The 17,313-nt window shown below is 46.8% G+C and carries 16 protein-coding genes; 10 read left to right on the top strand and 6 right to left on the bottom strand.

From position 1 onward, the window contains the following. Positions 1-186 precede the first annotated feature (186 nt). Complete coding sequence (locus BM358_RS21605; RefSeq protein ID WP_007428290.1) at positions 187-387, top strand: cold-shock protein; 201 nt, start codon at positions 187-189, stop codon at positions 385-387. Positions 388-518: 131 nt separating this feature from the next. Beyond that, a complete protein-coding gene (locus BM358_RS21600) occupies positions 519-734 on the top strand; it encodes a cold-shock protein (protein WP_013308357.1) in 216 nt (71 codons plus the stop codon). Between the two features lie 109 nt (positions 735-843). Here the strand turns inward: BM358_RS21600 and BM358_RS21595 are convergent, their stop codons facing one another. Continuing rightward, positions 844-1,662 carry an alpha/beta fold hydrolase gene (locus BM358_RS21595; RefSeq protein ID WP_023986607.1) on the bottom strand — a complete coding sequence of 273 codons (819 nt, stop codon included), beginning with the start codon at positions 1,660-1,662 and terminating at the stop codon, positions 844-846. 187 nt (positions 1,663-1,849) lie between these two features. On the opposite strand from BM358_RS21595, the gene BM358_RS21590 reads away from it, so the two are divergent. Then, on the top strand, positions 1,850-2,182 hold the full coding sequence (locus BM358_RS21590; RefSeq protein WP_013308359.1) for a hypothetical protein: 333 nt from the start codon (positions 1,850-1,852) through the stop codon (positions 2,180-2,182). Between the two features lie 51 nt (positions 2,183-2,233). Here the strand turns inward: BM358_RS21590 and BM358_RS21585 are convergent, their stop codons facing one another. After that, positions 2,234-2,779 (bottom strand): GNAT family N-acetyltransferase, encoded by a 546-nt coding sequence (locus BM358_RS21585; protein ID WP_028541950.1) that lies wholly within the window; start codon positions 2,777-2,779, stop codon positions 2,234-2,236. Positions 2,780-3,039: 260 nt separating this feature from the next. Next, positions 3,040-3,585 (bottom strand): hypothetical protein, encoded by a 546-nt coding sequence (locus BM358_RS21580; protein WP_028541951.1) that lies wholly within the window; start codon positions 3,583-3,585, stop codon positions 3,040-3,042. Positions 3,586-3,797: 212 nt separating this feature from the next. On the opposite strand from BM358_RS21580, the gene BM358_RS21575 reads away from it, so the two are divergent. The 6 genes from BM358_RS21575 to BM358_RS21550 all read left to right on the top strand — a co-directional run bounded on the left by BM358_RS21575 (position 3,798) and on the right by BM358_RS21550 (position 8,538). Next, positions 3,798-4,211 (top strand): GntR family transcriptional regulator, encoded by a 414-nt coding sequence (locus BM358_RS21575; RefSeq protein ID WP_028541952.1) that lies wholly within the window; start codon positions 3,798-3,800, stop codon positions 4,209-4,211. Then, positions 4,208-4,921 (top strand): ABC transporter ATP-binding protein, encoded by a 714-nt coding sequence (locus BM358_RS21570; protein ID WP_023986611.1) that lies wholly within the window; start codon positions 4,208-4,210, stop codon positions 4,919-4,921. Before BM358_RS21575 ends, BM358_RS21570 begins: the two co-directional genes overlap by 4 nt. Then, entirely contained in the window at positions 4,918-5,685 is a 768-nt protein-coding gene (locus BM358_RS21565) for an ABC transporter permease subunit (protein WP_023986612.1), read from the top strand. Before BM358_RS21570 ends, BM358_RS21565 begins: the two co-directional genes overlap by 4 nt. Before the next feature lie 40 nt (positions 5,686-5,725). After that, a complete protein-coding gene (locus tag BM358_RS21560; protein WP_023986613.1) occupies positions 5,726-6,211 on the top strand; it encodes a CcdC protein domain-containing protein in 486 nt (161 codons plus the stop codon). A 334-nt stretch (positions 6,212-6,545) separates the two neighbouring features. Continuing rightward, a complete protein-coding gene (locus tag BM358_RS21555) occupies positions 6,546-7,766 on the top strand; it encodes a stalk domain-containing protein (RefSeq protein WP_028541953.1) in 1,221 nt (406 codons plus the stop codon). Positions 7,767-7,860: 94 nt separating this feature from the next. Then, positions 7,861-8,538, top strand: coding sequence for a hypothetical protein (locus BM358_RS21550; RefSeq protein WP_023986615.1), 678 nt, complete (start codon positions 7,861-7,863; stop codon positions 8,536-8,538). A 93-nt stretch (positions 8,539-8,631) separates the two neighbouring features. Here the strand turns inward: BM358_RS21550 and BM358_RS21545 are convergent, their stop codons facing one another. From BM358_RS21545 to BM358_RS21535, 3 genes are all read right to left on the bottom strand, one after another. Continuing rightward, on the bottom strand, positions 8,632-9,636 hold the full coding sequence (locus BM358_RS21545; RefSeq protein ID WP_023986616.1) for a LacI family DNA-binding transcriptional regulator: 1,005 nt from the start codon (positions 9,634-9,636) through the stop codon (positions 8,632-8,634). Positions 9,637-9,798: 162 nt separating this feature from the next. Beyond that, positions 9,799-13,239 (bottom strand): GH36-type glycosyl hydrolase domain-containing protein, encoded by a 3,441-nt coding sequence (locus BM358_RS21540; protein WP_028541954.1) that lies wholly within the window; start codon positions 13,237-13,239, stop codon positions 9,799-9,801. A gap of 25 nt (positions 13,240-13,264) precedes the next feature. Next, positions 13,265-15,427 carry a glycoside hydrolase family 3 N-terminal domain-containing protein gene (locus BM358_RS21535; protein ID WP_028541955.1) on the bottom strand — a complete coding sequence of 721 codons (2,163 nt, stop codon included), beginning with the start codon at positions 15,425-15,427 and terminating at the stop codon, positions 13,265-13,267. 602 nt (positions 15,428-16,029) lie between these two features. On the opposite strand from BM358_RS21535, the gene BM358_RS21525 reads away from it, so the two are divergent. Next, positions 16,030-17,283: an extracellular solute-binding protein gene (locus BM358_RS21525; protein ID WP_028541957.1), complete on the top strand. Its 1,254-nt coding sequence runs from the start codon at positions 16,030-16,032 to the stop codon at positions 17,281-17,283. Positions 17,284-17,313: the final 30 nt, after the last annotated feature.

The following is a 17,313-nucleotide window of genomic DNA, read 5'->3' as shown; positions in this document are numbered from 1 at the left end:
ATAAATTAAATTCTCCAGTGCTTGCGTTTTCAATACACTTATGGTAATATGAGTATATTGAAATTGTGACCTGAGATTCACATATTGTAGAGGGTTATTGTTTTAGGTTGAAATAACCTTGTGCAATATGTGAATTTTTATTTGTCAAAAATAAAGGTCATATAAATACATTTTGGAGGTAATTCCATGCAAACAGGTACAGTTAAATGGTTTAACGCAGAAAAAGGTTTCGGTTTCATCGAGGTTGAAGGTGGAAGCGACGTATTCGTACATTTCTCCGCAATCCAAGGCGAAGGTTTCAAATCTTTGGACGAAGGCCAACGCGTAGAATTCAACGTAGTTGAAGGAAACCGTGGACCACAAGCTGAGAACGTTGTAAAACTGTAATTTAAAATTACAGCCTACTTCAGATGCCCCGAACATAGCGTTTGGGGCATTTGTTTTTATCTGTTCACAAGACCGTTTTTGAACTGATTACATCTTATCGCTTTATAAATCATGAAGAAAGAGGGATGTTTATGTACAATTCACGGAAAAAGCCAATGGATGAGATTCCTGAGGAAATTACAACTGTCTGGAATTGCGCCAGCGATACATGTAACGGCTGGATGCGGGATAACTTCGCTTTTTCTGTCGAGCCGACATGCCCCATTTGCGGTTCTGCCATGGTGAAGGGCGAGAAAAAGCTGGCTGTTTTAAATAATACGAGCTTTAATCATACCAAACAATCCTAAACGGATAAATGTTTGTAGTGAAAGATGCCCCATAGCCATTAACGGCGCTGAGGCGTCTTTTTTGTTTTTTATAAATATGAATTATACATAAGAATGAACAGGTTTTCAATTATGGTGTGGAGGATGGGGCTAGTATGCTCAGTAAGATAGAATTAAATTCGGGTAGCGCTTCGTAAAATACACCGTGCCCGCTTCGTTCGAAAGGAATAAGCTTTGATCCGGCAATTCCTTTTTGAGTTTGGACAGCCAGGGGGAAAGGACAGACCCGATCCAGCTTGCCGTGTAGAATCCAAGTAGGCACGTGTATACATGGTAGGTCAGCGCGCAAATCAGAGTCACGCAGTGAATACAAAGTACAAGCCATGCTATGAACTGTAGCCGCGAAACCCTGATCACGTAACCAATCGCGTAAGCTCTGGCTAACGGGATTCGCAAACAACATCTCGCCAAAAGAAGTTACCAGTTGTGGACGATCTGTATAGGCTTGTTTGATGAGTTTATCTACCTCTGTGACAGGAGTACCGTAAGGGAAGTCGCTGGTTGGGGTGAATCGGGGCGTAGCTGCTCCGATCAAGATCAACTGATTGACGCCAAATCCCCGGTGCCTGCTCATGTAGCGTGTGACCACAGCTCCCCCCATCGAAAAACCGATCAGCCGTACCTGGTTTAACTGAAGCGCCTGCATAACAGCCAGCAGATCGTCCGCCAATCGATCATAATTGTATCCATGCCATGGTCGATCAGACTTGCCGAACCCCCTAAGATCAACCTGAATACAGCGATACCCGTAAGCAGGCAACAAGGCGGCCTGATATTCGTACATTCGGTGATCCAGCGGCCAGCCGTGAACCATCAGAACAGGGATGCCTTCTCCAATATCCTCGACATACAGCTTCACGCCGCGTTCCACCTCAATATAATATCCCATCGTGTTCACCCCTTTAGAAATCACGAAATTTCATTCTCTCTCACATATATGTAGCCAGGGCTTAGCTCATTCGAAAAAGGGATGAGACTGTCACGATATAAGCATATATTATGTTAAAAAATGTATGTCATCCTAGATAGGGATGGGATATAATTATGGAATGAAACAGCATCGGGAGAGTGGAACAATGACACCATCAAAAACATTAAAATGGATTACAGGCGGATTGGAGCTGTTTTTAGCTATTCCCGTTTTGGGCGGGCTGCTCGTCGTAAATTCCGCGTATACTATATTGTTCTTTATGCTGATTTTCCACATTGTTACGTTGGTGCTATCGGTGACGAATAGAGAGTCTTATTATGGATCTATTTTAGGGATCGTGACCTCGGTTATTGGATGGATTCCGATTGTGGGCTGGTTGATGCATTTGATCTCAGGCATATTTTTGATGATTACCGCAGCCCAGCAGCCGCGTGATCAGTATCGTAATCGCAATCCTTATGATGATTATCGCTACTAGGGGATGTGTGGCGATACAAAGATGAAAGATCCTGTTGAACAGGGTCTTTTTTTATTTATGAAATCTCCCCATGATTATGGTGTTGTAGTATTTGCCATCTGAAAGAACCTTATCGTTTTTTAATAACCCTTCGATCTCAAATCCATGTTTTTTATAGAGCTCAATGGCTTTATCATTCGTTTCCAAAACTTGTAGAGTTATTTTCTTGATGCCATTGGAGTCAGCCCAAGAAATAGATTTTTTTAAAAGATTCGTCCCGATCCCATAACCCCAAAAATCCTTTAGTACGCATACGCCAAATTCAACTTTATGAGAGAATCTGCTCAGAACATGGCCCTCACATCTTGAAAAGCCGACGATTTTATCATGAACTACCGCAACTAAAAATAGGTTTCTGTTATTCTCTGTATCTGATTCAATGAGCTGTTCAAAACCGGATGTACTTATAAACGCTTCTCCCTTCTCTCTGTCTAAATTTTCAGTCTCTCCATCAATCAGCAAACGGATTTCAGACAAATTCTTCGCATCTTGAATCATGGCAGATCTGATCGTATAGCTCATTCCTCGTATCTCAAATTCCTGTTTATTTATTTTCATTACATTCTCCTTATTATGAATTTTAGTGAAAAATGACCTCTGGATCATGTTAGTCTACCACATATTATCTTGTTTACATGACAAATAAGCTTGTCCCCTCCTGTTGTATCAGCAGCAGGGGACAAGCTTATTGATTTCTCAATCCGTACAGGGAAGCCGGATTGAGATTTATTATACATGGGTGGATGTGCCAGATTAACAAATGGTTCTTATGAATGCGACTTATTGAGCTACGGCTTCTTGGAAAACGGGAGCTGTAGCTATTTCTGCTTAGCAGGAGCCTTGGCTGCATCACCTTGAGCAGGAGCTTTACCTGCATCCGCTTTACCGCCATCTACTGGTGGTTTGGAGGGTTTTACGCCATTCACCATATCTGTCATCATTTTTTTTAGATTAGAGACACGTTGGTTATATTCAGTTGCCGTAATCTTGCCGTTTTGTTTTTCCGTAGCCAGTTTCGCTTTCATATCTGAAACCATCACATCAATAACGGAATTTACGCTCACACCTTGTGCTTTGGCGATTGTAGCAAGGGATTTACCTGCTTTCAATTGTGTATCCAACTGACTGGAGGACAATTTCAATAATTTCAGGAGATCTTTGTTCTCAGCATAGTTTCCTCCTGCGATTTTAGGGCCGTTAGCATCACCGGGGTTACCCTTAGGTGCCTGTGCTTTGTCTGCGATGGGAGCCTTCTCAGGTGTAGTTGAAGCAGCATGGGCTGCGCTTGTGGAGTACAGTGCCCCGCCTCCTAAAAATGCCAAGGCCATCGTTCCGGCCAAAATTGCTTTCTTGGTGCTCTTCATCTTCATTTTCCACCTTTCGGTTATGGTTTGTTTGGTACGTGATACATCATAAGGCATCAACTTGAATGCTATCTGAGTGCAAGCTGAGCATTTACTGAATGAAATTTGGAAGCATGACTAACATTTTAGTAAGATGGTACTTGTATCACGTGTATTAAGTGATATAATACACTACAGGCACGATAGATGCAGCCGATTAGGGGGAAACACCCATGGAAGAACAACGGGTTGGCTCGTTCCGATTTTTAATTGACTTCAGCCAGCCATTATATGAGCAAATATTAAATCAAGTACGAAGCTCCATTGCTAAAGGGGAGATCGAAATGGGAAGCAAAATGCCATCTGTTCGTGATCTGGCGCAGGAACTACGCATGAATCCGAATACTGTGATGCGGGCGTATCAGGAGCTGGAGCGGGACGGATTGACTGAGAAGCGGCGCGGGTTAGGCACTTATGTTACTTCGTCCAGTGAACGGATTGCCAGCTTTAGGGAACAATTGGCTATAACGTATATAGATCAGTTTCTCGGACAGATGAGCAGTCTGGGGTTATCGTGGGAAGATGTACAGCAGTATATAAGAAGCAAACAGGACGGAAATGACGAGGAAGGAGGCGAAGGGGCATGACGGAATCTATTGTGGTTGCGAGTCATCTGACGAAGCAATATGAAAGTAAAAAAGCGCTGGATCACTTGGATGTCGTCATTCCGGCGGGACGCATTGTAGGGGTGCTTGGACCCAATGGCTGTGGGAAGTCCAGCTTCTTTCGAGCAATCACCGGATTAATTCGGCCGGATGGGGGCGAGCTTCAGGTATTGGGGCAAAAGCCAGGTTGGGAAACCAATCGTGGCATATCCTATCTGCCTGACCGGGCTCGCTGGTACCCTAATCATACGGTGCAGCAGACACTGGAGTGGGGGGAATCCTTTTTGCCTGGCTTCAATATAAAAGATGCCTATAAACTTGCTGATCATATGGACGTGGAGTTGGAGTTGAAAATGGCCGGGTTGAGTCGCGGACAGGAGGCACGTGTGCTACTGATTTTATGTCTGGCGCGTGAGGTTCCGCTCATGATCCTGGATGAACCGTTTGCGGGCATTGATGTCCTCTCCAGAGAAGCGATCGTGGCCGGGATTATTGATTATTTGGAGGGCCGCCAGCAGTCTATACTCATTAGCACGCATGATATTCAGGAAGTGGAAGGCTTGTTTGACTACACGGTCATGATGGACCGCGGACGGGTCATATGGTCTGGTGATTCGGATGATCTGCGTGCAGAGCATGGCTCGCTGAATCAGGTGTTCCGCAATTTGTACAAAAAGGAGTGGAAGGCGTGAATTCATCAGGGCTGTTCAAAGATTTGATACGCCATGAATTTCGAAATAAAGGAAGCTGGAGAAAGCAGAGCCGCAATCGACTACCGAGATCGTGGAGACTTGTGTATTTCTCATTATTTCTAATTGCGGCGTTCGTTATTTCCTTGTATTTCGCGCTTCATAACCAACTCGAATTGACAAGGCTGTGGTATGTCACCCTGGGTTTGCCGTACATGATCATTTTCATGGGTGTGGGAAGTCTGAGAAGAGAATGGGAGAATGACACCTACGGATGGTGGCTGACTCTGCCCTATCCGCGTATGTGGCTGATTAGCGCCAAATGGATTGCTGCTATTTTACAAGCCGTGGTCGTGACCTTGTCCCTGTTTGTGGTAGGTTCTCTGTACGCGCTGTTCATCTCATCCACCATCCAGCCTTATACGTTTGCGGATGCAGCGTCCTTTATTATAGCTGGATTGAACTGGTTTGTGATGATTATCGCCTTCACACCGTTGGTTATTGCGCTGGGTCTGCTGACGGCCAGTACCAAATACAGCACCTTGCGGCCGATTAGCCCGATACTCTGGATTCTTTTGATGGGTGGCGGGAGTGTCTTTTATTGGTCAGGCGATCAGGGGCTTTATGAGCAGTTTGACCATGTTCAAACAGGACAATGGTTTTCTTTTACCTGGCATTTCCCGATTGCGGTGTTGATCAGTTGGGTTGCTGCATATGTATTAATCCGCTTGAGCGCTTATCTACTGGAGAAAAAACTGTCGATTTAGGCTAGCGTATCTATAGGATCTATGAGGAAGGAGTTTCACCATGACGACGATATTTATATATGCATTGTTGGCTGTTTTGGTGGGGCTGATGATCTGGTTGAGAACCAAAAGACGAGGGGGGCCGGTAAAAGGAAACGGAATCCGGATTCTGCTCCCCTTGTTTATCGCATTCCCGCTTATGATGATGTCTGTGTACCAATTAATGCATATTCCCGGTCAAACGTATGCGCCCCCCGCCTTTTGGGAACTGCTGGTTGCCGGGCTATTAGGGGCTCTGTTTGGCTATGTTATTTTGCTGCATACGGCGTATGAAAGACGGGATGACGGTCGTATTTATCCCAAGCCGAACCAATATTTTAAATATATTATTATCGCTATTATCTTGATTCGCGTTGTTTTGACCCAGTACCTCAGTAGTCTGGGTACGACTGAAATTAGCATGCTGGCAATTACGATGGCGCTGGTGTATATCTCAATCTGGCGAATTGGAAGCTTTATCAAGTTTCGGAGAACGTTATCCGTATAACAATAGCAATGGGGTTAACAGCGGCTTACTATTCAAAAAGCGTTTATTCGCTTGATGATAGGAGCCGCTTTTTTTGAGTTTCGGCATTAGCAAATTATCATACATTGTTATTGCTCCCCATATCCTTTATTCTAAGGCTTGTGGCTTGCATTGTAGCAGTACAATTATAAATTTTTGAAAGGAGGGTTATTGAGGTTTCAAAAGATTTAAATGGGGTTTAAAGTTAGATAGGCGGGGAAAAGTTGCTTTTTGCGATTAGGTGTAACTATATAAGTTACATAAAAGAAAATTGTCTTCCATATTTTATTTTATAGGTTGAGAGGGGTTCACATTCATGAAAAAACATACGGTTACTGCTGCACTCGCTGGTTTGCTTGTTCTGTCTTCTGCTGTACCGGCTTTAGCAGCCGAGGTAAAACCTACTACGGGTATTCAGGTTTGGGTAGATGGCAAGAAGGAGGCTTACAAAATTGCGCCTATCGTGAGAAATAAGCAGGTCTTAATTCCCTTGAGACAATTGGCCTCCAGTTTGGGAATTCCAATGGATGCCAAGCATATTACGTTCAATACGGCGCGACAAAGCACGACTATCCGATATGATCAGGCGACGGTTGTACTGGTGTCAGGCAGTCCGGAAGCGCAAATCAACGGGATTAAGGTACCGCTATCCACCTCGACCCTATTGACCAAGCAAGGGGTAACTTATGTACCGGTTGATGTCGTCAAAGAAGCATGGGGCAAGCAAGTGATTTGGGACCCGGCTAGCCAAACGGTGCAAATCGGGGTGAGTAATAAGGATAAGGTCGTTGAAATCGTGAAAAGCTTTGAAACCGGAGATACGAAAGCGGCCGAGACCTGGATCAGCAAAGATCAGTACATTCAGCACAATCTGAGCTTTGCCAGCGGAAGAGATGCCTTGCTGCAAGGAATTAGCCAATTGAAGCAAGCTGGTACAAAGGTTGAAATCCATCGTGTGCTTCAGGATGGGAATTTTGTAGCTGTTCATTATAAAACGACAATTGCAGGTAAATCAAGCATTGTCTTTGATATTTTCCGCTTCGATAGCAATGGTAAAATCGTTGAGCATTGGGACAATATTCAGGACTCGGCTCCAGCTAATCCAAGCGGACGTACAATGATTGACGGAACAACACAGATCACGGATCTCAACCAAACTGAGACGAACAAAACACTGATCCGCAAGTTTGTGGATGATGTCCTGGTTGGCAAAAATCGTGCTGCATTGGAAAGCTACTATAACGGTGATCATTACATTCAGCATAACCCTCTTTTTGGTGACGGTGTATCCAATTTGAAGCAAGCATTTTCCGCAGCGGGAAGCCAAGGAGCTTCTTTTGGATATGGTCAGGTTCACATGGTTATTGGAGAAGGCAACTTCGTGCTGGTTGTGAGTGAATTGACATCATCTAAGGGAACTTCAGCCGCTGTCTATGATCTGTTCCGGGTAGAGAACGGTAAGGTAGCAGAACATTGGGACGTAGTTCAGGAGGTTCCAGCTAAAACAGAGTGGAAAAATACAAACGGTAAGTTTTAAAAAAAGTGAGTTTGGGGTATGGCCTGATTGGCACGCTTTCCCAACCGTCCTGTTCCTGTTAAAATGATGCAAACATATAACAGGGGGTTGAACGATGGAAGGCTTGAAGCAGCGTGTGGGCTGCCTGCATGCACATCACTCGAACATAGCCTATGTGGAACGAGCTTTTGCTTCTTATGAGGTGGAGCTGATACATTTTGTGGACCCTGGGCTTATGCGCCGGATCTCGTCAGACCCGCATTTTTCTGCGGACGATGCCAGTCGCAAGGTAGAAGAGCAACTAAGTTGGATTGCCCAAAGCGACATAGACGTTATTTTGATAACGTGCACGAATTATATCGTTTTGGCAGAAAAGGCTCAATTGACCATGTCTACACCAGTAATTGCGCTGGATGAGCCCTTTTTTCATGAGATATGCGATGATTTGCTGCCACGGACCTTGGTATTCACGAATCCGGCTACTGTAGAGGGAACGATGAAGCGTCTTTATCATACGGCTGCTCTGTTAGGCAAACCAGATATCTCTTCTTGGATGGAGATTAAGGTGGTGGAGGACGCTTTTCAACTGATTATGCAGGGACGTGAAGACGAGTATAAGGAATTGCTGGTCCGTTCGCTGTATGAGCTGAGGAAGGCTGATCCAAGCAGAGGTCTGGCTGTAGCACAGTTGTCTATGGTTGATGCTGCGTTACAGGTGGAGCTGGAGACGGGGGAAATGATTGGCAATCCCTTACGGTCGTTGACGAATTTAATTGAGGATTTATTAGGTTAAAAAAGTATAACTAAAAGAACTTCCAACCCGTGTTCTGGGACTATGGAAGTTCTTTTTTTGAGGCTGGCGAGCAGGTTACTTCTGCGTTGTTCATCACAGATTCTGTTGATCTGGGGTGATGAATGCTGCGCCTGCCGATTCTCTTTGGACAAGCGTAACGTATAAACGTTCATGCTCCACGTCTTCCCCCGCAATGATTTTGAGAACTTGTTCGGCAGCTACAGCGCCCCATTTACGTTTGGAATAGTCAATCGTTGTCAGACGGGGCTGAATATATTGCGCCAGCTCGATATTATCAAAGCCGACGATATGAATATCCTTGCCAATTGTCAGTTCTGATTGAGCCATTCGATTGTAAAAGCCCACTGCCATTTCATCATTGAGACAAAATACGGCTACAGGTTCCGAACCCGGGCCATCTTGTTGCCGCAAAATGATTTCAGCCGCCTGTTCGCCACCCGATTTCTCAAAATCGCCGTCAATTTCGATCATTTCAGCGACGCCGCTACGCTCAATGGTCTGCTTGACCGCCTGCATCCGTTGCCATGAATCGTAAGAACCTTCTGGTCCGGTAACCACATATAGCTTACGGTGTCCCAATTCCAATAAATGTTCGATTGCGAGAGCGGCGCCCGCTTTGTTATCCAGCAGCACCTGGTTAATGTTAGGATGATTCAGTTCACGGTCCAATACGACAATTTTATGTCCTCGCTCGGCATAGTTCAGTAGCTCCTGACTTTCAAACGTCTGATCCAGCACAATGGCGCCGTCGATCATGCGTTCCGGCAGCATTCGGTGAGATTGCTTACCGCTGCATACGATGAGATCATAACCCTTGCGGTTCAAAATTTCCTTGATGCCGTACAGTAAATCTCCATAAACGTCTCCACGAAAATCAGTCAGGAAAACGCCAATAATTTTGGTCTGCCTTTTCTTGAGATTACGTGCGGCGGCATTGGGCACATAGTTAAGCTCTTTGGCAATCGCTAAAATACGTGCGCAAGTTTCTTCTGTTACCTTATCGCTACCATTCAAGGCATATGAAACGGTAGATATGGAAACGCCCGCCTGTTTGGCGATATCTTTAATGCTGACCACATCGTCACCTCCTTGTCGTCCGTCTTATAATTGCTATTGTATATTCATTATTAACCACATATCTATTCCAAATGTCGTAGTTCTACACATAAGCAGCAAAGGGCGATCCCGCAAGATCGCCATCCCTTTGTTGCCTATACCAGATTTAGCATCAAAAACTCTTTATAAAATAATCTCCAGACGGTGTACACCGTCATGTTCTGCTAAGGCCTGCTCGAAAATCTCACGTTTGATGCGCAAGGCACCAGAGCGGTAGCGATTATCATCGGCTGGCACGCTTTCCAGTGGTGTCCCGTTCAATACTGCACGGCCTTGCTCACTACCAGTACGCTCTTGCAGCATGCGGTAGACGAAGGTAATTGGTTTTCCTGCAAAGGAAAATTCAAATTCCAATCCGTCGAGATGATCCGGCAGCACAGGGTCCAGGATCAGGTCTTCGCCCGATTGACGAATACCAAGGACATTCGATATGAGCTGATTCATGTAGATTCCCGGACCGCTGGAATAGATTCTCCAGCCGCCTTTGACGGGTATGGCTCCTTCACGCAGTTCACCAAACCGTTCCTGGGCTTCATAGCGGGTGTTAAATTTACCGTCCGAGCTACTGAAATAGGCGTTGCTTTGGCGCCATTCGGCATTCGGTACGGACGCACGGATGCCGACCGGATTGATGAGCTTCAAGCTGTGCCAAGCGTCATCCTTGCGTCCCAACTTGGCCATCGCTTCCGCAAAGCGGATATGGGCATGCACATATTGCAGCCCGACCTCACGTCCAAAGTTGGCCGCTTGCTCTGCACGCTTGAAGTGCGAGCTCACACCGCCATCATACTGTGCAGGGCGGTTCATCAGACGCACACCATCCGGGCAGAGGAACTGCTCACGGATGAGCTGCTCATGAGCCAATGCTTGTTCAGGCGTGAGCAGCTGGCTGATCATGCTGCGTGTCATTGGCAGCAACCGATAATGGATTCCTGTCTCGGTGTCAGACGGATGGAGCATCAGCTTAGGTTGGCCGGGCTCTTCCATATACACGAAGCCCGGAATAATTCCGCTCTCCAGCATGTAGCGGTTAAAGTCTTTACGGATGCCATTAGCCATTTGATGTAGATCTTGTGCAATCTTGTCGGCTTCGCTTACTACACCCGCGGGGGCCTGCTCCAAAGCAGCAGCAAAGTTACTAATAACTTGGTAGGTGAGTGCAACCGTCCAGCTGCTCGCCATGTATTGCTTCAGCTGAGCATTGGCTGGCTGGAGGGTATCATCCCAATCGCCGTCGCCATAGGCCGACAAATACGTATCATGAAGGAAATTCTCCCGAATATATTCGATTTCCTTCAGGGCATGTTCCATGAGAGTCGCGGTCTGCTTGGTATAATCGAAAGTATGCCGATGGGTGTAAGGTACATTTTCTCCCAGAATACTGTAATCACGGGTAGCGGTCAAATAGTCGCCCAGTACCTTGAGCGGCCAGACGATAATATCCCCATGGCTTTCTTCTTGCTGCACGTGAGTATAGTTGTCAAACATAAACCATTGCGGCCAGTTTCCGCTGTCCTCGTACTGATGGCTGAAAACAGTCAGCAGAATGGAACGAACCTCGTCGAACTTTTGCGTAGCTGAGAAATATTCCACAGGCCCCTGACACACATCACGTGTTCCCCAGGCTGCACCGCCGTATTGCTCCAGACCGTGAGGCACAGAGTAGTGAACGAGCATATTGTGGGTGTACCACCAAGCCACTGCGTTCACACGGAATAGCTCACTCGTTTCATGTTGACCCAGCGACAGATGGAAACCGTTCATAAGCTCGGCAAAATATTCCCGATAGCGCTCGCGCTCATCTTCAAAGGAAGCGTGACGCTCTTTGTGCGCTGATTCTTGCCCGGCTGAAAGCCCATTCAGCCAACCCTGCACGGTGCAGGTCCATTCGCTGCTGTCACCCAGCTCCAGCACGACTAGGGACGCATCAGCGGAAGCTGTACCCTGTAGCAGTACGTGAGCGTCGCTCACCTGCTGTAATGGAGCGCCCTCGACGTGCATTCGGTACAGCAGGTCTGGATAGGCTTCGGCACTCAGGGAAGCAGAGTCTGCCCGGAAGAGCAGGGCGTCACCTTCACGTTCCATATGAAACGGAAGCTCATATTCGTTCACATGCATAGACATTTGCTGGGTGATGAGGAACGGATAGGTTTTGCCGCTTGCCGCACGCATATGAAGCCGTACTTCTGGGCTATCGGCATTTGTATGGTTTGTAATAATGAATGTATCGCCAGCCGTTTTGTAGTACCAGCGCACATAATTAAAGCCAATCTCGAACAGGGAAGGCATCGTGAGCAGGCGGTATTTCCCTTGGACTCCGACATAGATACGCTGGCCGGATGTCTTGGGAATATTGAGCGCATTACGCGCGTTGGTGATCATTTTGTTGAAGTTTGTATTGCCGATCACGAGCTGGGAGTTGAACACCCCGTACATATAGGAGGTGGTTGTAATGGTTTCTTCCTTGCCTCCTGCGTAATGCCCGCCCATTAAAATGTGCCCATGGGGACGCTCTACACGAAGCTCTTTGGATTTGAGTACGACATGCTCATAGCTGTCCGTGAAAAAGGAAAGTAGTTCATCGCCATCCCGTTCTTCTTCCTGCCGTTTCGGGAAAAGTTGATTCACTTCGGCAGCGGTTAAGTCCAGCGTGCGCAGCGGCTCACCGATGGTTTGAGCTGGAGCCACACGCCCTGCCTGAAGATCACTTGTCGCGTGTACCGGTATGCTGGTCTCGGAAGTGTCCGCTAGAACGGCACCTACTTCGTCACGTGCCTTTGTCACCAGCTCCCGATACTCCAGCTTTGTCACTGCGGCTGGATGATTGGGCTGGAACAGACCGTAAAAAGTAAAGCGAGCTTCCCCGGCAAGTTTCACCCGCTCAGATTGCAACGCGGTATAGGCGAATTCGTATTGGTACACTTCATTGGCGAGCGAGTCACGATGGAGTGCTTCCGGCTCATTCGTTTCTTTGTACGAAAGTCCAAAGAACTGAAATCCGTCAGTCGAGTAACCAACAGTGCGGGTTAACGAGCCTTGTTGAATGTATGGGAAAGCCTGACTTTGAGGCTGGTTTTGACGTGAGCAAACGGTGTAGCCTCTTTGTTCATCATGGTAGACGGTGTGGTCAATATATTGAGACAAATAAGCTTCATTACTGCGCACAGCGGCGGTATCGGCAATGCCAATATCCTGACCGTACACGACATCTGCTTCCACGTCATCGCCCTGTAGGGTTACATCCCAGAACCATACTCCCAGGCGGCTTAGCGTGAAGGTTACCTGATAGCCTACACCAGCGGTGAAACCCTCCCAAATAATCTGCTGATCCGTTTGTCGGATGACTCCCGGTGAGCGAACTCCAAGCAGGGGAGTGATACTTACACCGGACGGACGGTACAATCTCAAGTACAGATTGTTCAAGGAACCGTCGACTGAATTGGTCAACAGCTGGTTGATCATCGTTGAGCCGTGGGCGATCTTATACACATCACCGCTGCTCAAGAAGGTAAAAGACAGGTCGCCGGCCCGCAGCAAAATATTTTGATCCAGACTTGTATTCATCAAAGGGAACGCCTCACTTTCCTGTTTATTTCACTAACCGAAAACGGCTTTCACTAGTATCTCGGCTGTTAGGTCCTGTAAAGACGGCAAATTCACCGCTGTCACTGCTGAAGCTCAAATCTGCATGATGATAGCGCAGCTGAGGCTCGGTCAATGCAAATTCCACTTCCCGGCTTTCGCCTGGGGCAAGAAGGACTTTGCAGAAATCTTTCAGTTCTTTCATTGGACGAACCGTATCACCGCTGATATCACGAACATAGAACTGGACGGTTTCCTCGACCGGACGTGTTCCTGTGTTCGTTACCTGCACTTTAATGGTCAGTTCCTGACCAGGTATAAGGGTATCGCCGGAAAGCTGTACGCTGTCATAGGCTACATCGGTGTAACTCAGTCCATAGCCGAACGGGAATAAAGGTTCGTTTGGTACGTCTAGATATTGGGACACGTAGCGTTCTTTTGTATTCGGATCTAACTGCGGGCGTCCCGTATTAAAATGATTGTAGTACACGGGCACCTGTCCGACCGATTGCGGGAATGACATGGTCAGGCGACCCGTAGGTTCGGCATCACCGTACAACAAATCGGCAATCGCCGCGCCGCCTTCACCACCAGGGAACCAGGCTTCCAATACGGCGTCTGCTTCTTCAATGACACCGTGCAGGTCCAACGGACGACCATTAAATAATACGGCTACCATAGGCTTGTTCAGCGTCTTCAGGCGCTTCACCAGTTCCAACTGGGCTTGTGGCAGGCGAATATTGGAACGGCTGCCTGCTTCACCACTCATATCGGAGTGCTCACCAAGCGCCAACACGATAACCTCTGCTTGGCTGGCTGCTTGCAGAGCTTCCGCATATTGCTCCTCAGTTATATCGTCGATAGAGCAACCTGCCGCAACCGTGAGCAGCGAGGAGGATATTTTCGATTGGAACCCGTCGACAACGCGAATAGCTTCCTCCTGCGAACCACTCCACGACCAAGAGCCCAGGATATCACCGCTCTCTGCAAAAGGTCCGATCAACGCAATATGCTGATCGCGATTCAATGGAAGAACGGAATCATTTTTGAGCAACACGCAAGATTTAATAGCTAATTCTTTGGCAACCGTACGGTGAGCTTCGCAGAACACAACTTCACGTTCACGCTCAGGGTCTGCGCCGCGTAGCGGATTTTCGAACAAGCCCAGCTTTTGCTTGAGCTTCAATATACGCATCACGGCTTCATCAATGAGCGCTTCATCCAGTTGTCCGCTGCGAACCAGCTCAGGCAGATGCCCGTTATAGCAGGAGGTCATCATTTCAATATCTACGCCAGCCAGCAGTGCTTTCTTCGCTGCCTCGCGCTCATCCTCGGCGATGCCGTGAGGGATAAGCTCCTTGATGGCGGCCCAATCCGAGATGAGCACACCATCAAAGCCCCATTCATCACGAAGCAAATCACGCATCAGGCGCTTATTGCCCGTTGCGGCTACGCCTTCTACGGTATTGAAGGACGTCATCACCATTTCGCAGCCTTCATCTAAAGCAGCTTTGTAGGAGGGGAGATAATACTCTCGCAGCTGCCAGGCGGATACATCTACAGTGTTGTAATCCCGTCCGCCTTCGCCAGCTCCATATGCGGCAAAATGCTTCACGCATGCGGCCACCCGGTCGGTATCGTTCGTCAGATCTTTACCCTGAAACCCGCGCACAAACGCACGAGCAAATTCGCTGTTGAGGTAAGGGTCTTCCCCTGTAGATTCCATCACACGGCCCCAGCGCGGGTCACGCACCAGATCGACCATAGGAGCGAATGTGACGTGAACACCGGATACAGCCGCCTCGCGGGCTGCAATGGTAGCGCTCTCTTCTGCAAGTTGCATATCCCATGAGCAACCAATGGCCAGCGGGATAGGGAAAATCGTTTTGAAGCCGTGTACAATATCTGCCATAATTAAAAGCGGAATACCCAGACGATTTTTACTCAAATGAGCCTGCTGAACACGAATCGCTTCCTTGGCCCCTGCGATACCAAGCACGGAACCGACGTTATGGACATTTTCCTCTGTGATGCCGAGAGAAGCCATGGGGCCAGTAATTTGACTATCCGTTCCCGCTTCTTCAAAGAAGGCACCCACAAGCTGTAGCAGTTGATCGACTTTTTCTTCAAGCGTCATGTTTTCTAAATAGGAATTCAGGTGTTGTTCCATCATAATCCTCCATAAGCTGTATTGTTGGTGGACAGCTCTTTTTTTTCAGATTCATGAGATTTTTTGGATAAAATTGATTCAAAAAAGTGCTGAACAGGCTAATAGCTAGTATAGAAGCATAATATTCTGTCGTATTATTAATCGAAACGTTTCTATTGTTGAACTCAGTTGGATTATATACGCTTTCAAATGGAGAGTCAAATCCAATTCAGGGGGTTTTTATAGGCTAAATAACGTAATAAAGATGATATAAACGAAAAAAAGTCGGGATTCTGAGCGAATAAAATATAATATTCCTATTGAATACGGTTTCAATTTGTTCTATAATGACTATCGAAACGTTTCTATTGACGGGTATGGTCCTTGTGCTTTGAACATAAGTGTTATAGCGGTATTCTTTAATCGCTATGTATTTACATGCATCAGGATTTTGCAAGATTCGATTCCAGTCGCTCCAAAATGCAATATATAGATGAACGAGACCATTTCGTTCTATATATTGTTCATTGGAAGTCGCTAATTGTATTTTCGCAAAATCCTCGTATTTGAATCCGTTATCATATTGCATGATCGGTAAACCGATCATCTCGGGAGGAATTCGTATGATGAAAAGAACGTTGGGGATCATTTTGGCAAGCACCTTATTACTGGGGGGCGCGCTGGCAGGCTGCTCGTCCAAGGATGATTCGTCTGGCAAAGATGCGAACGGCAAGACGACCATCACCATGTGGGGCATGGGAGCAGAAGGGAAACTGCTGCCTGAAATTGTAAAAGATTTTGAGAAAGAAAATCCAGATATTCACGTTGATGTACAGGCGTTGCCTTGGGATAACGCTCACGATAAGCTGCTGACAGCAGTTGCTTCAAAATCCGGTCCGGACGTGGTTCAGTTAGGTACATCATGGGTTCCCGAACTTGCGTCTGCGGGTGCATTGACGGATATTACCCCTTATATCAGCAAGTATCCTGAACTGGAATCGAAGAATTTCTTCGAGGGTGCTGTAGGTACGACAAAATTTGAAGGGAAACCGGTCGGTGTGCCTTGGTACACTGAAACGAGAGTTTTGTTCTATCGTTCCGACCTACTGAAACAAGTCGGATATAATGAAGCACCTAAAACGTGGGAAGAGCTTTCCGATGCTGCCCAAAAGCTGGCGGCTCGGGGCAAAGGCAAATATGGTATCTCCTTTAGTGCAAAGGAGCAGTCTATGGGCTTTATGTTTGCTCTCCAGAACGGTTCCAAACTGGTTGACGAGCAGGGCAATCCGTTGTTCAACCAACCACCGTTTGTAGATGCTGTGAAGTATTTGAATACTTTTTTCCAAAACGGCTCTAACGCAGTGGATATTGGAATTGACTCTGTTCAAGGTTTACAAGGTGATGGTATCGTTCCAATGTTTATCAGCGGTCCTTTTATGATTAAAGAAATCAAGAGCAAGGCACCAGAACTGGAAGGTAAATGGAATATAGCGGAGCTTCCTGGCAAAGTAAACAACCTGTCCGTTTTGGGTGGAGCGAACCTTTCAATTATGCAATTCAGCAAGCACCCAGAGGAGTCGGCCAAATTCATGGCTTACATGAGTAAACCAGAAACGCAGCTGAAATGGATGGAACTGTCCAGTAACTTGCCTGCGGCTACTAAATCGTGGGAAGATGCCAAGCTTAAGAGTGATCCGATGCTTCAAACTATTCGTAAACAGCTGGACCATTCCGCAGCATTGCCGCAACTGGCAGCATGGGAAGAGGTTTCTCAACAATTCATCAAGAGCTTTGAGCGTGTTTACCGTGGTCAAGCGGACGTACAGAAGGAAATGGATGACTTTAATCAGCAGGCTGCAAGTATTATGAAAAAATAATGATCCATATCCGCCATTGTCAAAGGGAGT

It is taken from the genome of Paenibacillus sp. cl130, from assembly GCF_900116035.1.
Classification (GTDB): domain Bacteria; phylum Bacillota; class Bacilli; order Paenibacillales; family Paenibacillaceae; genus Paenibacillus; species Paenibacillus polymyxa_B.
This window is presented reverse-complemented; position numbering and strand designations above follow the sequence as displayed.

Bases quoted from the DNA above. Each gene is read 5' to 3' on its own strand.
- BM358_RS21535 (WP_028541955.1), bottom strand. From the start codon at position 15,427: ATGGAACAACACCTGAATTCCTATTTAGAAAACATGACGCTTGAAGAA.
- BM358_RS21540 (WP_028541954.1), bottom strand. From the start codon at position 13,239: ATGAATACAAGTCTGGATCAAAATATTTTGCTGCGGGCCGGCGACCTG.
- BM358_RS21560 (WP_023986613.1), top strand. From the start codon at position 5,726: ATGACGACGATATTTATATATGCATTGTTGGCTGTTTTGGTGGGGCTG.
- BM358_RS21525 (WP_028541957.1), top strand. From the start codon at position 16,030: ATGATGAAAAGAACGTTGGGGATCATTTTGGCAAGCACCTTATTACTG.
- BM358_RS21605 (WP_007428290.1), top strand. From the start codon at position 187: ATGCAAACAGGTACAGTTAAATGGTTTAACGCAGAAAAAGGTTTCGGT.
- BM358_RS21575 (WP_028541952.1), top strand. From the start codon at position 3,798: ATGGAAGAACAACGGGTTGGCTCGTTCCGATTTTTAATTGACTTCAGC.
- BM358_RS21570 (WP_023986611.1), top strand. From the start codon at position 4,208: ATGACGGAATCTATTGTGGTTGCGAGTCATCTGACGAAGCAATATGAA.
- BM358_RS21580 (WP_028541951.1), bottom strand. From the start codon at position 3,585: ATGAAGAGCACCAAGAAAGCAATTTTGGCCGGAACGATGGCCTTGGCA.
- BM358_RS21585 (WP_028541950.1), bottom strand. From the start codon at position 2,779: ATGAAAATAAATAAACAGGAATTTGAGATACGAGGAATGAGCTATACG.
- BM358_RS21550 (WP_023986615.1), top strand. From the start codon at position 7,861: ATGGAAGGCTTGAAGCAGCGTGTGGGCTGCCTGCATGCACATCACTCG.
- BM358_RS21600 (WP_013308357.1), top strand. From the start codon at position 519: ATGTACAATTCACGGAAAAAGCCAATGGATGAGATTCCTGAGGAAATT.
- BM358_RS21590 (WP_013308359.1), top strand. From the start codon at position 1,850: ATGACACCATCAAAAACATTAAAATGGATTACAGGCGGATTGGAGCTG.
- BM358_RS21595 (WP_023986607.1), bottom strand. From the start codon at position 1,662: ATGGGATATTATATTGAGGTGGAACGCGGCGTGAAGCTGTATGTCGAG.
- BM358_RS21555 (WP_028541953.1), top strand. From the start codon at position 6,546: ATGAAAAAACATACGGTTACTGCTGCACTCGCTGGTTTGCTTGTTCTG.